Genomic DNA, 17,456 nt, shown 5'->3' with positions numbered 1-17,456 from the left:
GTGTTCAGGAGGGTAAGATGTCCAAGATTCTACAGCGTGGTATGAGGCTTTGGTGGTCTTTTTTGGTGTGTTTTTTGATCACCAGCTGCGGTGGCGGCGGTGGTGCCGGTGCAGTGCCCGCGCCCCCGGTGACTCAAGAGCCCGAGGATGAGCGCTTGTTAGTATCCTTTTCTAGTTCGCAAGAAATCGTGCAATTTGTGCGCGATGGCCTTGCAGACGCGGGTTCGAGTCGAGTGGCTGAGGTGGCACTTGCCGCCGATGCCGCGATCCCCGCTGCGCCTGCGTATTCGACCAGCTACCGCCTTGAGTCCGAGGTGGCTGAATCGGATCTTGTACAATACAACGGTGAGCTACTCTTAATTGCGCCTTCGCGCTCAGGGGGGTGCTGTTTCATTGCGGTTGATGCGGCAGAGAATGCCCCGGCTGATGCACTTTTTGCGCCGATACCAGCTGCTGATGGGCAGGTCAGAGTATTGGTCACAGATGCTGAGCAAATGAGCGTGACCAGCGAAGCACAGATACCCCTGAGCGAGGGGCTGACGGTAGAGGGGCTTTATCTGCAGGATTCCCAAGCGCAGGTCGTGAGCTCGAGTAGCTGGTGGGGCGCTTATGCGTGGGATAGCGAATCTGTCGGTGATTGGGCGGGGCAGCGGCTTGAGATCGAGGCCTGGTCTTTGGCTAACCCGCTTACGCCGGCTGCCAACGGCCGACTTCGAATCGAAGGGGGCTATGTTCAGAGTCGTAAAGTCGGTTCGACGGTCACGGTCATCAGTCGCTTTGCGCCGGACCTGCCAGATTATAATTATTACCCCAATACCCAAGAGCAACTAGATACCAATCTTGCCGCTCTGGAACAGCTGGATATCGAAGAGATTTTACCCAAGGTTCAATGGAATGATGACGCGGTGCAGCTTCCACCGGCGACTGCATGTTTGCGAGTCAATCCCAACCACGAGTGGGCGGGAGTAACTCGTCCTTACCCTGTTCTGACGATGGTGACCCAAGTTGATGCCGCGACAGCAGAGCCCCTGAACATTCAGTGTTACTTTGGGGATGTCTCGGGCGTTTATGTCACAGCAGATCATTTGTATTTGCTGGAGAATGGCAGTGGCCCGGCGCCGGCTACCCTACTGCACCAATTCGCGATGAATCCGTCAACCGAGTATCAAGGTTCGGGGCGCGTTGACGGGCAACTGTTTTTAGGTGGTCAGCGAGACTTTAGGTTGAACGAGCACGCCGGGTTTTTGCGCCTTTTTACGACCAGCATTACCGAGGATCCGGACGATCGGTTCGATCATCGATTGTGGATTTTGGATGTTAATGTTGTGGATGGTGAGCTCGCCGTTACGGCGCAATTACCCAATGAGGTTCGAACTGCAGCAATCGGAAAGCCTAATGAAGATTTGTACGGGGTAAGATTTTTGGGTGACAGGGCTTACGCAGTGACCTTCGAGCGGCTTGACCCGCTATACGTATTTGATCTCACTGATCCGCGAGATCCAGCCATTGCTGGTAGCTTGGAAATTCCTGGTTTTTCTAACTTTCTGCATCCTGTGAGCGAAGATGTTTTGCTCGGCATCGGCCGCAATGAGTTGAACAATCCTAAAGTTGAGCTGTTCAATGTCAGCGACCTGACTCAGCCTTTGAGCTTAGGGGTCGTTGATTTAGGCACCGATTTACTCTGGTCTTACACGCCAGCTGAGTACGATCGTCGCGCCTTCACTGTGTTAGCAGATGATGCCTATCGTTTCACGGTGCCTGTTAGCGGCACCAAGGATAGCGAAGGGTTTTATACCTACGAAAAGCGACTCTACGGCTTCTCTATTGAGTCGCCAGCCATAGCGAGCCAAGCTAGGCTGGTCTCTCAAGGGTATATGAAGGCGGCGGCAGACGATCTCAATGCGGCAGATGAACCCATGCGCTCGGTGATTGATGGCCAGACCGTTTTGTTCGTGACAGGCACTTCCCTGTATTTTGCGCCCTGGTCTGACCTAGCGTCGAGTATCGGGCCAAATTAATCGTCGTATTCGATGAGTTGTTAGCTACTGGCGATGCTCTGCAGGGACATCGAGCTCGCTTTGGCATACACTGGTGCCTGAATTAAGGAGTGTTGTTATGTTTAAACGATTTTTCACAAAGCTCGGAAGCTTTTTAAGTGCTTTGCGTGGTTTTGTTCTGAATCTTATTACGTTTGCGATTGTCATCGCGTTGATCTCGGGAGTGGTTCAGTCCATCTTTGATCGGCCAGAAGAGCCTACTGCGGACGGTAAGGTTCTGATGATCGCTCCAAAGGGATTGGTGCTTGACCAAGAAACCTTTCCCGATGAGCTGGAGTTTCCATTCAATGTATCTGACGTTGAGCAAATTCAAACGCGCGATTTGGTGGCTCTTTTAAGACGGGCCGCCGAGGACTCCTCGCTGGCTGCTGTCAGCATAGATTTCAGCGAGACGGGCTTTGCTGGACCGACGACGGCGTTGGCGGTTGCGAAAGAGCTGTCTGCATTGCGGGATACCGGTAAGCCTATTATTGCTTACAGTCGAGCCCTGGGTACCGGAAGTTACCTAATGGCCTCGCAAGCAGATGAAGTGTTTGTGCATCCAGCTGGGGCGCTATCGGTGTCTGGTCTGGGCGGTTATCGCGATTACACTCGCGATTTGACCGACAAACTGCGTATTAACGTGCACAACTATTCCCAGGGCGATTACAAATCAGCAACCGAGGGACTCACCCGACGAGATATGAGTGATGCCGATCGCCAGCAGCGTACTGAGCTGCTGCAACCCATATGGCAAGAAATGAAGGCGCGTATGGCGGCAGGGCGAGATGTCGATGCTAGCGTCATTCAAGACATGGCTGACAATTACTCGGTGCCTCTGCTGGGTGAGGCGGGCTACCACAATTTGGCCCAGGCTGAGGCAATGGGCCTGATTGATGGCACCATGAACTTCCCGGAATATCGAGAGTACATGATGGAACGATTCGGGAAAATCAGCAAGGACGGCCGCGATACGTATCCACACATTTCAATGGCAGAGTATGCCTCATTAACACAGGATGCGCCCGAGCAACATGAAAATGCAGTGGCCGTGGTGTTCGTGCAAGGTGGTATTCAGGAAGGACCGCAGGGTCCGGGCGTTGCCGGTGCCGACGATATCGCGAATTTGTTGCGAACGGCTTATTCAAAGGACAGCACCAAGGCCATAGTGCTGCGGGTGAATAGCCCAGGCGGTTCCATTATTGCGAGTGAGATGATCCGCGATGAGGTCTCTGCGGCTCAGCGCAAGGGGATTCCCGTGGTCGTCAGTATGGGCGACGTGGCAGCGTCTGGTGGTGTGTGGGTGAGTATGTCGGCTGACAAAATTTACGCCGAGCCCACAACTATTTCAGGATCGATTGGTGTTGCTGTGGCCTTTCCTACGTTCGAGCGTGTCATGGACTGGGCGGGTATTAATTTTGACGGTGTTACAACGGCAGAGAATACCGGATGGTCACCTGTGTTGCCGATGAGCGACGCGTTAGATGCTCTGTTTGCGCGTTGGGCCTCGACCGCCTACGATCGCTTCGTGAACTTGGTGGCGGAGGGTCGCAATAAAGAGCCAGATTACATTCGATCGATTGCCGGTGGCCGGGTGTGGATTGGCAGCATGGCTCAAGAATTGGGCTTGGTCGATGCAATGGGTGATTTGGAGGCCGCTATCACAGCCGCTGCGGAGCTGGCGCAGCTGGAAGATCACAGCGTCGATTATGTGACTAAAAAGCCCTCGAAAGCGATGATGATCCTTAAAGAGTTACAGGGTGGAATTGGTGTGCGTGTATCGAGCGAAGTGATTACGTTTAGCGACTACATGACCCGCATCTTTGGGGTCTTTGAGGATGTGTCTGAGCCTCGCGCCACTGTGCTGTGCACCGAGTGCATGGTTGAGTTGTAATACTCGGGGGCCGGGCGTTCACTCGTCCGGCCTCGTTTTACCTTTCGTAAGTGTAGGCCTGCTTCGTAGCCCGAGGGCGTTTTTCACGAAGATTTAGAACGCCTGTGGCTGTTGAAAGCAGCCCGTTGCCTTGTTGATCAAAGACGCGTATTCACCAAGCCCATGAGTGCCCGCGTTGATTCGTCAAACGCCTTTAGGTCAGCCTCTTTAGGTAACAGTTCGTTGGTCAATTTTTTGCCCAGTTCTACACCCCATTGGTCGAAGGAGTTTATTCCCCATAACGACCCTTGCACAAAGACTTTGTGCTCGTACAGAGCGATCAGTGCACCCAGCGATGCGGGCGTCAGTTGTTCTATCAGAATCATAGTTGATGGTTTGTCACCGGGGTAATCCCGATATGCCTCACCGTCGGGGGCGGGTTTTCCGCTCATCAATGCTGATGCCTGAGCAATCATATTGACTAACAAAGTGCGATGGTGTGTTGCATCGCTGAGTGTGTCTTGCAAAGCGCCAATAAACTCCACCGGAATGGTGTGAGTCCCTTGGTGCATGAGTTGAAAAAATGCGTGCTGACCATTAGTGCCGGTTTGGCCCCATACAATCGGACCTGTCGCTGTATTGGCACGAGTGTTGTCGCGCAGCGTACTTTTGCCGTTGCTCTCCATGTCCAATTGCTGCAGGTACGCGCTGAGCAGGCCCAGTCGCTCGCAATAGGGAATGACCGCTTGTGTGGGGTAACCCAAGAAATTGATGTTCCAAATGCCGATTAATGCCATCAATACGGGGATATTTTGATCGAGAGGTGCCTCGGCAAAATGCTTATCTAGGGCGTGGGCGCCTTGCAGCAATTCGCTGAACGCTTCACCGCCTACTGCACAGGCGATACCAAATCCGATACTTGACCACAGTGAGTAGCGGCCGCCAACCCACTCTTCAAAGGGGAGGACTCTTTCTGGAGCGACGCCGTAGCTTACTGCATTAGCGGCGCTCGCGGTGAGTGCGACCACATGCGACGACGCCTCCACCTGCTCAATGTCCAGTCCTTGTCGCAACCACGCGAGTGCTGTTTTAGCATTTAACAGGGTTTCTTGCGTGGTGAACGTTTTGCTCGCAATAGCGACCAACGTGGTTTCCGGATTCAGTGTCTTTAACAGTGAGTAGATTTCCGCACCGTCGACATTCGATATAAAATGCACTGTCAGTGTGTTGTGTCGAAATTCTCTGAGCGCTTCATACACCAATTTAGGGCCCAAATCAGATCCGCCGATGCCGATGTTAATGATATCGGTGATCGGTTTGCCTGTGTGCCCGAGCCATTCGCCGGAACGTATTTGCTCTGCCGCGGTCAGCATCCGGGCGCGCTGTTCGTAGACGGTGTCGCGGTACCCGCTGGTCAGTGCTGTGATCTCGCCAAAATCGCGCAGCGCTGGGTGAAGCACAGCGCGATTCTCGCTGGAATTGATCGGTTTGCCTTCAAATAATGCCGATCGGTGGTAGCTCAAGGGGGATTGTGCCGCAAATTCAAGCAATAGCTTGAGTTGCTGTTGAGAGACTTTGTTTTTTGATAAGTCCACACGCAATCCCGCCGCTTCCAGCGTTAGATCGCTGACGCGTTGCGGCTCTTGCTGGAATAAGGCGGCAATCTCTGGGGTATCTGCAGCTGTAATTTGAAGTTGCGCCCAAATGGCGTTGAGTTCCGGACGAAAGTCTAACACGTGATATGATCCTTGAAACGATGGGCGAATGGTTTGGGCCTAAATGTTACCATAAGCTGGCTGCGAAGTTGGTGCTGTTGTGAATTGAACAGAGTTGAATAGGTATGAATGAAGACGAGTACTGGATGCGGCAAGCCTTGCTGCAAGCGGAGCAGGCGTATGCTTGCGGTGAAGTCCCAGTCGGTTGCGTTATAGTGAGAGACGGTAGCCTCATAGCGAGTGGTCATAATGTGGTGATTAGCTCTGCTGACCCGAGTGCTCACGCCGAAATTGTTGCCTTGCGGCACGCAGGTAGCCGTATCGGGAATTATCGTTTGGTTGATGCCAGTCTTTATGTCACGCTCGAGCCCTGTCTGATGTGTGTTGGAGCGATGGTGCACGCCCGAGTTCAGCGACTCATATTTGCAGCAACCGAGCCAAAAGCGGGGGCTGTGTGCAGTCGTTGTGAGGCCCTGAATTTTGACCATTTGAATCACCGGGTCCAGTGGCAGGGAGGTGTCATGGGCCAGCAATCAAGCGAGCTTTTAAGTCGTTTTTTTAAAGAGCGACGAAGCCTACAAAAATCTGCGCGTCAGAGCTCGTAGCGAGACAGTGAGACTGTTGGCGCCGACGCGCCATTGAGGCTTGCATCACAGCCCCAACAGATGAAGCTCCTGCAGCGTTTCGGGGAGGAAATCACGGCTGTTGTGCGGCTCTATCTCCTGCCCTTGGGTAATATCTCGCCACAATAATATATTGGCGTAGTGACGGATATTTTGAACATAGGTCACCGCTTCAGCGCCGCGCGCATAACCAAATCGAAGAGTTCGGTAATAGCTTGGTTTCTGCAGTTTCGGCAAATGCTTCATCAAATCGCGCCATACCATAGGGTTGTCGCCTTTCTGAGCGGTTAGTTTGCGCGCGTCTTGCAGATGGCTCATGCCAATATTGTAAGCAGCCATTGCCATGTAAGTTCGGTCGGGCTCGGGAATGGCTGGGTCAAGTCGGCGCTTGAGTTTGTTGAGATAACGTGCACCGCCGCGCAAACTTTCCAGTGGATCTAAGCGATTTTTAACGTTCAACTCTCTGGCGGTTCGCTGGGTCAGCATCATCATGCCGCGAACGCCGGTAAAAGACTTTGCCTTGGGGTCCCAATGAGATTCCTGATACGCCATAGCGGCGAGTAAGTTCCAATCGATGTTGTACTCATGCGCGACTTGTCGAATCATATTCTCATAGTCGGGCAAAACGCTGTCCATGTTTTGCGAGAACGTAAAGGTGCCGGCACGAGATACAAGGGGCTCATAGCTAAAGAATTCTTCTGCGAGCCCGCGCAAAACCCCATCAGCTTTCACTTCACTTAAAAATAAATTGGCCGCTTCTGTGAGCGTGTCGCTCTGCGAATCGGTTGTTATGAACCAGACGAGTTGTTGTTTGTCCCCGAAGCTGAACGCTTCTTTTAGGCGCGGAAAGAGGGGTTGCTGAAGAGCAAAATCGTAGTCGTCAACGATTGCAAACGGGGTGTCTTCGTTAATCTGATCAAGCAGGTCCGCCGAATCTGAGCTGGCAATGACCTTCCAGCGCAGTTTAGGATGCGACTCGAGCAACTGTTCCAGAAGCTCAAGGTGGCTCGAATTCGCCGTGACGAGAACAGTCCGTTCGTAGAGATCTGTGATCGAAGAGGGGCGGTACTGGCCGCTCTGGTAGATGACTAACGGTTGAACTTCAAAATAACTTTGCGTAACCGAGAACTCTTCGGCTCTTGCTGCGCTGAGACTCAGCCCCGCGCTGGCTAAGTCAGCTGTCCCTTCACGTAAATTTCGAAAAATTCCGGTGATAGTGCTTTCGGTATGGACATTGAGCTCTACGCCTAGCTGATCTGCAAACCGTTGCGCCAGTTGATATTCAAATCCAGTAGGCCCGGTATTGTCGCGGTAGTACGTCGTAGGGCTGGTGCGTGTGACAACCGTGAGATAGCCCCTCTCTTTAACCTCCTGCAGAGTATCTTTTTGTTCACAGCCCACCAGAATGAACGCAAGCATTAAGGTCAGGCAGAATTTCAGTGGATTTCCCCTTAAAAAGCGCGACTTTGTGCGCCTATTCGTCGCCAGAGCAGGCGAACTGAGGTACACTTCGCTGCTTTCTTGTACTCGATAGCATGGAGTCAAATAAAGCATGCTCATTCTCCGCGGTGGCGCTGCACTTTCGGCATTTCGTGTCGCTAAAATTAACGATCAATTGGTCTCAGATCAATCCCCAGTCAGGGTAGATTCGACTTATTACGCCTACTTGGTGCAGCTCAAGTCCGATTTGTCGGAGCAAAGTCAGCGAGTGCTGATGGATCTGCTCGCGGCTGAAGATTTAGTAGACACTCAGTCCAGCGCGCCGATATGCGTGGTTTCTCCGCGTCTGGGTACGATTTCGCCATGGTCATCCAAAGCCACCGATATCGCCAAGCACTGTGACATACACGCCGTTGCACGAATAGAGCGGGCTCTCGTTTTTGAACTCGACGGTGACATTGGTCATTGTGCGGTTCCCTCAGTCCTTTATGACCGGATGACAGAGTCGGCCGTTACACGCTGGAGCGGTCTTGATGCCTTTTTTGCGGCTGCAGAGCCAGCGGCAATGACCTCTGTCGATATTCTAAGCCACGGTCGCCCAGCCCTAGAGCAGGCAAACAAGACGCTCGGTTTGGCACTGGCAGAAGATGAGATTGATTATCTCGTCGAAAGTTTTCAAGGCTTGCAGCGCAATCCATCCGATGTTGAATTGATGATGTTTGCTCAGGCAAATTCCGAGCACTGCCGTCATAAAATCTTTAATGCCAGCTGGACAATAGATGGAGTCGATCAGCCAAACTCGCTGTTTGGCATGATCCGTAACACCTACAATCTGGCCGGCGATAACGTCCTGTCTGCGTACTCGGACAACGCGGCGGTGGTCAAGGGCACCGAAGCCTATCGTTTCTATCCAAACCCAGCGACAGGTTCGTACACGGCGACATTGGAACCGGTACATTTGCTGATGAAAGTCGAGACCCACAATCACCCAACGGCGATTGCGCCGTTCCCGGGTGCCGGTACGGGGTCTGGTGGTGAAATACGTGACGAAGGGGCTGTCGGTCGCGGCTCTAAACCCAAAGTTGGGCTCACGGGTTTTTCGGTCTCGGGTCTGAATCTTCAGCAGTTTCCTAGACCATGGGATAGCGACTATGGCAAGCCGAGTCGTATTGTGTCAGCGCTGGATATTATGCTTGAAGGTCCCATTGGGGGCGCAGCATTTAATAACGAATTTGGTCGTCCCAATCTCAGTGGTTACTTTCGCAGTTTCGAGCTAAAGGTCACACAGGACGGCGAGAACTGCGTCTACGGGTACCATAAACCTATCATGATTGCAGGCGGTTACGGCAACATACGCGAGGAGCATGTCGAGAAGGGCGAGTTCAGCGCTGGTGCGCACTTAATTGTCCTGGGTGGCCCTGCGATGCAGATTGGTTTGGGCGGTGGTGCTGCCTCGTCGATGGCGAGCGGTAGCTCGGCGGAAGATTTGGATTTTGCCTCGGTTCAGCGCCAGAATCCCGAGATGGAGCGCCGATGCCAAGAGGTTATCGATCGCTGTTGGCAGCTTGGCGAGTCGAATCCGATCGCCTTTATTCACGATGTGGGTGCTGGAGGCCTTTCTAATGCCTTGCCGGAGCTTGTCAAAGATGGCGGTCGAGGGGGGCGTTTTCAGCTGCGCGATGTGCCCAATGATGAACCCAGTATGTCGCCTCTGGCGTTGTGGTGTAACGAGTCGCAAGAGCGCTATGTGCTCGCTGTAGAACCTGAAAACTTAGACGTCTTCAGGGCGTTCTGCGAGCGCGAGCGATGCCCATTTGCTGTCGTGGGGGTGGCGACCGAAGAACAGCATATCGCGGTGAGTGATGGTTATTTTGACAACACGCCCGTCGACTTGCCGATGTCAGTGCTGTTTGGCAAGCCCCCAAAAATGCATCGTTCTGTGACCCGTCAGCCCGCGATCGCGACAGCGCTTGACATCCAGTGCACGTTTGCAAACGCGTTGGATCGCGTTTTGACTCATCCCACCGTCGCGAGCAAATCGTTTTTGATCACCATTGGTGACCGTTCGATTACGGGGATGGTGGCGCAAGATCAGATGGTCGGTCCCTGGCAGGTGCCGGTCGCGGATTGCGCGATCACCACCGTTGATTACAAAGGCTACGCAGGCGAGGCCATGGCAATGGGAGAGCGAACCCCCGTTGCGCTTATCTCTGGCCCGGCATCGGGACGCCTCGCCGTGGCAGAAGCGATTACCAATTTAGCAGGCGCTCAAATCGGTAAGCTCTCTGATATAAAACTGTCGGCAAACTGGATGTGCGCTGCAGGCTATCGAGATCACGACGCTATTCTGTACGACACGGTTGAAGCCGTCGGCATGCAGTTTTGCCCTGAGCTTGGTTTGACCATTCCTGTCGGCAAAGATTCTATGTCCATGCGAACTGTTTGGTCAGATGGAGAAGACAAGTCTGTGACTGCTCCTGTATCGCTTATCATTTCGGCGTTTACGCCAGTGACGGACGTGCGTCGTACTGTGACTCCGCAGCTCACAACTGATGCTGACGCACCCATCTTATTGCTTGATCTCGGTCGAGGCGCTAATCGTTTGGGTGGGTCAGTGCTGGCTCAAAGCTTTGGTCAGCTTGGAGATCGCTGCCCCGATGTCGACGCAACTTCGGTTCGCGCGCTGTTCGAACTGATTCAATGGGCGGTCAGTGAAGGGGTATTGCACGCCTATCACGATCGTTCCGACGGTGGAGCCCTAGTTTCGGTATTAGAGATGGCCTTTGCCGGCCATGCAGGCCTAGAGCTTTCGCTGCCGGTGTCCAGTGATCAGCTGTTGGGTGCTGCGTTCAGTGAAGAAATAGGCGCCGTCGTTCAGGTCAAGGCTGATCGTGCCGACGCCTTTGTCAGTCGCTGCAAGGCTTTGGGCCTGGAAGATTGCATTGTGCCTCTGGGTTTCGCGAATAATTCAGACGAGATTACGGTTGCGGTTGAGGAAGGCATTGTGTTGGCGGAGTCTAGAACAAGGCTTCAGAAACTTTGGGCTCGCACCAGTTACGAGATTCAGAAGCTCAGAGACAATCCAGAATGCGCCGACCAAGAATACGAAGGTATTCGGGCGGACGACCCGGGAATGTCGGTGCGCCTGACCTTTGATCACAATGATGACATCGCCGCGCCCTATCTAAACGTTAAGAGTAAGCCCAAATTTGCTATCTTGCGTGAGCAGGGTGTCAATGGTCAGGTGGAGATGGCCGCAGCCTTCGATCGCGCTGGATTTGACGCGGTTGACGTGCACATGAGCGACTTGGTGTCTGGTAGACACAGCCTTCAGGACTTTAAGGGTTTGGTGGCCTGTGGAGGTTTCTCGTTTGGTGATGTGTTGGGTGCTGGGTCCGGTTGGGCTAAGTCCATTCTGTTTAACCAAGCGCTTTCGGATCAATTTCAAGCGTTTTTCGAACGTAATGACACCTTAAGCTTGGGTGTTTGTAATGGCTGTCAGATGCTGTCGCAGTTAGCACCTCTGATCCCCGGCACAGCCCACTGGCCTCGTTTTAAGCGCAATACCTCTGAACAGTTCGAAGCGCGTGTTGCACTGGTGGAAGTGATGGAGTCGCCGTCTATTCTACTTCGAGGGATGCAGGGTAGTGTCATGCCGATCGCCGTGGCTCATGGTGAAGGCCGCGCTCAGTGGTTTGATGCAAATAGTCAGGCACAAGCCTTGAATTCCGGATTGGTCAGCCTCAAGTATGTAGATAACGATCTTCGCGCAACCGAGGTGTACCCGAGCAATCCAAACGGGTCGCCAGAGGGTGTGACCGGATTTTGCAGTGACGACGGCAGAGTGACGATCATGATGCCACACCCTGAGCGGGTGTTTAGAGCGATTCAAAACTCGTGGTGTCCGACGGACTGGCGAGAAGATGGCGCCTGGATGCGTTTGTTCAGGAATGCTAGGGTGTGGATAGAGTAAAACAACAATGGGGTAGGCAGAGCCTGCCCGTAATTCGGGCGGCAAACGGTCAGTGTCGTGAAGTGAGTCAAAAAGTCTATGAGTAAGCTATGTTAAACCGTTATTCCCTCTGGAAAAACCTGCTGGTTTTGGTGTTCGTGCTGTTTGGGTTTGTCTATGCAGCCCCAAATCTTTATGCACCTGACCCTGCGATTCAGATAACGAGCGCAAGCAGCGGTCAAGCGATTACCGATGCTACCTTGAAGCGTGCTTTGGAAGCCTTAGAGGATGCCGATATCCAACACTTTGGCGAATCGATTTCGGACAATGGTCGCAACGCACTCATTCGTCTGGGCGCTGCAGATCAGCAGCTCGTGGGTCAGGCGCGTATCGCTCGGGCCTTGGGAGACGGTTACATTGTCGCTCTGAACTTGGCGCCCACCACGCCAAAATGGTTGACTGACTTGGGCGCTCAACCGATGAAGTTAGGCCTAGATCTGAGCGGTGGTGTGCACTTCAAACTTGAAGTCGATGTCGATGCTGCCCTAGAACGCAGGCATGAGTATTATTTGACTGCGGTCAAAAAGCTGTTGCGAGAAAACCGTATCAGAGGTTTGGTCGATCTGGACGAGCAGGGCGCCGTTGTCTCTCAGTACGGTAGCGAGCAGGAACGGGAAGACGCGCGCGGTGCTATTGCAGACGAAATGCCTGAACTCATGCTTGACCGTCTCGACGAGCAAGAAGGCCAATTTGGTTTAAAAGTCAGCATGACTGAGCAGGCAAAAGCACAGCTCATTGACTACGCGGTAGCGCAGAATCTAACGACCCTGCGTAATCGCGTGAATGAGCTGGGGGTTTCCGAGCCGCTGGTGCAGCGGCAGGGGCGTAACCGTATTGTGGTCGAACTCCCGGGTATTCAAGATACCGCTGAAGCAAAGCGTATTTTGGGTAAAGTTGCGAACCTGGAATTTCGCTTGGTTGCGAGCAGTAATGCACGCCCCTCAGAAAAACAGCGGTTCGAATACCGTAGCGAAGATCGTTTGGGTATGAGCGAGTGGTTGGAGCGTGACGTCATTATTACCGGTGAGCGCGTCTCTAATGCGGCAGCAGGGTTTGATCAAAACGGCCGACCGAATGTGAGCATTAGCCTCGATAGCGAGGGAGGTACGCTCATGTCGCGGGCGACTCGCAACAACGTTAAGCGTCGCATGGGGGTTCTATTTATCGAGCGTAAATACAAGACTTCCTACGATGTTGCGGCCGACGGTAGCGATGTCATCACCAAAATACCTTACGATGAAAAACGGATTCTGACAGCTCCGGTTATCCAGCAAGCCTTGGGAGCTCAGTTTCAGATAACAGGGCTGGACAGCCCGCTAGAGGCGAGTGAGCTGGCTTTGATGTTGCGTGCTGGCGCTTTGGCGGCCCCCATCTCGTTTGTTGAAGAGCGCACAGTCGGGCCATCGCTTGGGGCAGAGAATATCGAGTTAGGCGTAAAATCAGTGCAGATTGGCTTGGCTCTGGTCGTTATTTTTATGTTGGTCTACTATCGTGCCTTTGGTGCTGTGGCGGTTGTCGCTCTGGGCTGCAACCTCGTATTGCTGCTGGCGTTTATGTCCTTGCTGGGGGCAACACTGACACTGCCCGGTATTGCGGGTATTGTCCTTACGGTTGGTATGGCCGTAGATGCCAATGTACTCATCTTTTCGAGGATTCGAGAGGAGCTAAATGGCGGCTCCAGTGCCCAGATGGCCATTCACAAAGGTTTTGAGCAGGCCTTAAGCACGATTTTAGATGCGAATATCACCACGCTGATCGTCGCTGTTATTCTCTACGCAGTGGGCACGGGTCCAATCAAGGGATTTGCCGTTACCCTGTCACTCGGCATTTTGACCTCGATGTTTACCGCGATCATTGGAACTAGGGCCTTAATTAATTTGATTTACGGTGGTCGCAAAGTTAAGACCCTGTCGATTGGGGGAGTCTCAAAATGAAGATTATTGACTTTATGGCATGGCGCCGTTTGGCCGCGGGGCTATCCATTGCCTTGATTCTGGCAAGTGTCGTCTCGCTCGGTGTTAAGGAGTTGAGCTGGGGACTAGATTTTACTGGGGGCACCTTAGTCGAAGTTGAATACGCCGACTCGGCAGATTTGACCGTTATCCGCCAGACCCTGCAGTCACGTGGTTACGAAGGGGCGATCGTAGTGAGCTTTGGGACTGATCGTGATGTGCTGATTCGCTTGCCTGCAGGTACCTCTGATGAGCAAGGTGCGGCTTTGTTGGGTATTTTACAAAACGAGTCTGAGGTTGAGGTAGAGTTGCGTCGGATCGAATTCGTCGGCCCTCAAGTCGGCGAGGAGCTTCGTGAGCAGGGTGGTTTGGCTATGCTGTTGGCGCTTGGCTTGGTGATGCTTTACATTGCCTTTCGGTTTCAGTTCAAGTTTGCACTCGGTGCCGTGGGTGCCTTAGCGCATGACGTCATTATCGTGTTGGGTTTCTTCTCGCTGTTTGATTTGGAGTTCGACCTGACGGTGTTAGCGGCGATTTTAGCGGTCATTGGCTACTCCCTGAACGATACCATCGTAGTGAGCGATCGCATTCGCGAAAATTTCCGCAAGTTACGTCGTACAGATCCATTGGAAGTGATCAATCAGTCGTTAAGCGAGACTCTGGGTCGGACGTTGGTGACTTCGTTAACAACTTTGCTGGTGCTGATTTCTCTGGCTTTTGTGGGTGGCGAAATGATCCACGGTTTCGCGTTAGCACTGTTAGTTGGTGTGTTTGTCGGTACGTACTCGTCGATTTACGTCGCCGCGAATTTGCTGATTGCTCTGGGTGTCAGCAAAGAAGATTTGGTCATCCCCATCCAAGAGGGTGTCGATGATTTAGCGCTGGAGCCTTGAGATCTCTTCGGTAAGGCTGATTCTTAGAATCAGCCTAGCGCGTAGCACGTTAACCGACGCGGGTTTTTGAAGCGACGATCTGCAGGACGGATTTAAAGGCGCGGGGGTTTCCGGCGACAATGCTGCCCGATTCCATAAACTTTTCACCGCCATCAAAGTCGCTGACTAAGCCGCCGGCTTCTTTTATCAATAACACACCTGCTGCCATGTCCCAGGGTGCGAGCCCGATTTCCCAGAACGCGTCTAAACGTCCTGCAGCGACGTAAGCGAGGTCTAAAGACGCGGCCCCAGCTCGGCGAATCCCAGCGCTGCGCGAGGCAATTTCAGCCAATGCGGCCGAGTAAGTGGGTAGGTGTTCTGCGCAGTGGCCTTTAAAGGGAATACCCGTACCCACTAAAGCTGACTCTAGGCCTTGGGTATTAGAAACCCGGATGCGGCGCCCGTTGAACTGTGCACCGCGTCCTCGCGAGGCAGTAAATTCCTCGCGCAGTACAGGGTTGTGAACAACTGCGTGCTCGAGTTTACCTTTGTAAGTGCAGGCAATCGAAACCGCGTAGTGCGGGATGCCTCTGAGGTAATTCGTCGTGCCGTCGAGCGGGTCGATAATCCAGACGTATTCGGCTTCTTCGGGACCCGTTCGCCCCGATTCTTCACCGATGAACGCGTGATCAGGATACGTTTTTGCGAGTTGCTGAATAATTTCGCGTTCGGCGTTGCGATCGACTTCTGAGACAAAGTCATTGGTACCTTTGCTGTCGACTGGAAGGCGGTCGAGTTCATCCGCCGCGCGGACGATCGTGTCGCCGGCCTTACGCGCCGCGCGCAAAGCAATACTGACCATTGGTTCCATGGTATTCGGGTCCTGCTGAATTAAGCGCGGGAGTATACCAGCGCTGCTGCTCCTTCGCACGGAGAAAACTGTTACACTTTGTCACTAATTTAGCAGTGAGAAATGCAATGTTTGAGTCTGTGCGTATCGTTTTGGTCGAGCCGTCGCATCCCGGCAATATCGGTGGCGTTGCACGCGCCATGAAAAACATGGGGTTTACGAATCTGGTTTTGGTTGCGCCGCGTCGCTTTCCAGACGAAGAGGCGACATGGCGAGCGGCCTCTGCGGCAGATGTGTTGGATGGCGCAAGGGTTGTGGCCACCGTTGAGGAAGCTATCGCAGATTGTCATTTTGTGGTGGGAACGAGCGCGCGTGAGCGACGCATCCCCTGGCCGATATTAGACTCGCGGCGCGCGGCGTTGCAAATCAGAGGCGAAGCGGCACGGGGGCAGGTCGCGATGTTGTTTGGACGTGAGGACAGGGGCTTAACAAACGACGAGCTTAAACTTTGCGATTTGCATGTCAACGTGCCTACCGACGAGGCTTACCGCTCACTGAATCTTGCGATGGCGGTGCAAATTTTGTGTTATGAGCTGCGTATGCAGACCTTGTATGACAGTTTGCCGGAGCGCGCCGATGAGGAATGGGATGCCCCGTTTGCCACGAAAGAGGCAATGCAGCGCTTTTATGAGCATTTGGAGCAAACCTTGATCGATATCGAATTTCTGGATCCGAGTGCACCCCGTCAGTTGATGACGCGATTGCAGCGGCTTTATAACAGAATGCGTATCGATGAAATGGAACTCAACATCTTGCGAGGGATGCTGACCGAAACGCAAAAAGTGGTGTTCGAACGCAGTGCACTTCGCGCGAAACTTAATCAAAAGACTGATGACGATGAGTAGTAAGCCAATTTACCTAGATTATTTAGCGACTACGCCGATTGCACCTGAAGTGAGAGATGCAATGCTTGGGTGCCTTGACGAGACGGGGGATTTTGGTAATCCGGCATCGCGGACCCACGTCTATGGATGGCAAGCGGAGCATCGCGTCGAAATAGCTCGGGGTGCCATTGCCGATTTGATTGGTGCTGACCCGCGCGAAATTATTTTTACGTCGGGCGCAACCGAAGCAAATAATCTGGCGATCAAAGGTGTGTTCGAGGCGTTACAGTTTAAGGGTCATTTTGTGACCAGCGCGATTGAGCACAAGGCCGTGTTAGACCCTGCCAATCAGTTGCAACGCAAAGGGGTTGGCGTGTCGTTTTTGCCCGCGACTAAAGAAGGTTTGATGGATGTCGATGCACTGGAACGCTCATTGCGTGACGACACCAAGCTGGTATCAATTATGTGGGTCAATAATGAATTGGGCACGATTAACCCGATTACAGAAATCGCCCAGCTGGTCAAGTCCAAGGGCATCTTATTGCACGTCGATGCTGCCCAGGCTGTGGGGAAATTGCCAATCAATTTGGCCGATGTGCCGGTCGACTTCATGTCGCTGTCGGGTCACAAACTGTATGGACCAAAAGGTATTGGTGCTCTGTTTGTGCGTCGAGGCGCAACACCAGCCCCGGTAGCCCAAATTCACGGTGGTGGACATGAGCGAGGCTTTCGCAGTGGCACCTTGCCGACCCATCAGATAGCGGGTTTCGGCGCTGCTGCGAAACTTGCCAGCGACCGCTGGGAGGAAGATCAAGCACATTATGCTAGCTTGGGTGGATACATGACTCAGCGTCTTCTCGGGCTCGAGGGAGCGACACTAAACGGTAGCTTAACGATTCGGTTACCGCAGGCCGCAAATATATCTTTTGATGGGGTAGAGGGTGAGGCCCTGTTATCTGCGCTGGTGGGGCTGGCGATTTCCTCAGGATCGGCATGTAACTCAGCTGTCATGAAACCGTCTCATGTGCTCTTGGGTATTGGGGCGGGGCGCGCCCGTGCCGACAGCGCACTTCGATTTAGCTTGGGGCGCTCGACGCGTCGCGAAGATATCGATGCGGCGATCGATGAACTTGACGCTACTCTTCGACTGTTGCGCGGTAAGCCTTTGGATTAACGAAGAAAATTAGGCGCATCGAATG

The 17,456-nt window shown here is 53.2% G+C and carries 11 protein-coding genes; 8 read left to right on the top strand and 3 right to left on the bottom strand.

From position 1 onward, the window contains the following. Positions 1-17 precede the first annotated feature (17 nt). Together EYZ66_RS08195 and sppA are read left to right on the top strand one after the other, a co-directional pair. On the top strand, positions 18-2,018 hold the full coding sequence (locus tag EYZ66_RS08195; RefSeq protein WP_009576644.1) for a beta-propeller domain-containing protein: 2,001 nt from the start codon (positions 18-20) through the stop codon (positions 2,016-2,018). A 97-nt stretch (positions 2,019-2,115) separates the two neighbouring features. After that, complete coding sequence (gene sppA, locus EYZ66_RS08190) at positions 2,116-3,930, top strand: signal peptide peptidase SppA (protein WP_009576643.1); 1,815 nt, start codon at positions 2,116-2,118, stop codon at positions 3,928-3,930. A 137-nt stretch (positions 3,931-4,067) separates the two neighbouring features. Here sppA and pgi read toward each other — a convergent pair whose 3' ends face one another. Then, entirely contained in the window at positions 4,068-5,645 is a 1,578-nt protein-coding gene (pgi, locus tag EYZ66_RS08185; protein WP_009576642.1) for a glucose-6-phosphate isomerase, read from the bottom strand. Positions 5,646-5,749: 104 nt separating this feature from the next. Here pgi and tadA point away from each other — a divergent pair, with 104 nt between their 5' ends. Further along, a complete protein-coding gene (tadA, locus tag EYZ66_RS08180) occupies positions 5,750-6,229 on the top strand; it encodes a tRNA adenosine(34) deaminase TadA (protein ID WP_009576641.1) in 480 nt (159 codons plus the stop codon). A 45-nt stretch (positions 6,230-6,274) separates the two neighbouring features. On the opposite strand, the gene mltF is transcribed toward tadA, so the two are convergent. Next, entirely contained in the window at positions 6,275-7,801 is a 1,527-nt protein-coding gene (gene mltF / locus EYZ66_RS08175) for a membrane-bound lytic murein transglycosylase MltF (RefSeq protein WP_009576640.1), read from the bottom strand. Between mltF and purL the strand changes: the two genes are divergently transcribed. From purL to secF, 3 genes are all read left to right on the top strand, one after another. After that, positions 7,800-11,660: a phosphoribosylformylglycinamidine synthase gene (gene purL / locus EYZ66_RS08170; protein WP_009576639.1), complete on the top strand. Its 3,861-nt coding sequence runs from the start codon at positions 7,800-7,802 to the stop codon at positions 11,658-11,660. The genes mltF and purL overlap by 2 nt on opposite strands. An 89-nt stretch (positions 11,661-11,749) precedes the next feature. Next, entirely contained in the window at positions 11,750-13,633 is a 1,884-nt protein-coding gene (gene secD / locus EYZ66_RS08165) for a protein translocase subunit SecD (protein ID WP_009576638.1), read from the top strand. After that, positions 13,630-14,544 carry a protein translocase subunit SecF gene (secF, locus tag EYZ66_RS08160; RefSeq protein WP_009576637.1) on the top strand — a complete coding sequence of 305 codons (915 nt, stop codon included), beginning with the start codon at positions 13,630-13,632 and terminating at the stop codon, positions 14,542-14,544. The genes secD and secF overlap by 4 nt, the downstream gene beginning before the upstream one ends. A gap of 49 nt (positions 14,545-14,593) precedes the next feature. Here the strand turns inward: secF and EYZ66_RS08155 are convergent, their stop codons facing one another. After that, on the bottom strand, positions 14,594-15,394 hold the full coding sequence (locus tag EYZ66_RS08155) for an inositol monophosphatase family protein (protein WP_040817133.1): 801 nt from the start codon (positions 15,392-15,394) through the stop codon (positions 14,594-14,596). A gap of 107 nt (positions 15,395-15,501) precedes the next feature. On the opposite strand from EYZ66_RS08155, the gene EYZ66_RS08150 reads away from it, so the two are divergent. Both EYZ66_RS08150 and EYZ66_RS08145 read left to right on the top strand, forming a co-directional pair. Then, entirely contained in the window at positions 15,502-16,278 is a 777-nt protein-coding gene (locus EYZ66_RS08150) for an RNA methyltransferase (RefSeq protein WP_009576635.1), read from the top strand. Continuing rightward, a complete protein-coding gene (locus tag EYZ66_RS08145; RefSeq protein WP_009576634.1) occupies positions 16,271-17,431 on the top strand; it encodes a cysteine desulfurase family protein in 1,161 nt (386 codons plus the stop codon). The genes EYZ66_RS08150 and EYZ66_RS08145 overlap by 8 nt, the downstream gene beginning before the upstream one ends. Positions 17,432-17,456: the final 25 nt, after the last annotated feature.

Origin of the sequence: Aequoribacter fuscus, from assembly GCF_009910365.1 — a bacterium.
Taxonomy (GTDB): domain Bacteria; phylum Pseudomonadota; class Gammaproteobacteria; order Pseudomonadales; family Halieaceae; genus Aequoribacter; species Aequoribacter fuscus.
The sequence above is the reverse complement of the archived record's forward strand: the minus strand, read 5'-3'. Positions and strand labels throughout refer to the sequence as shown.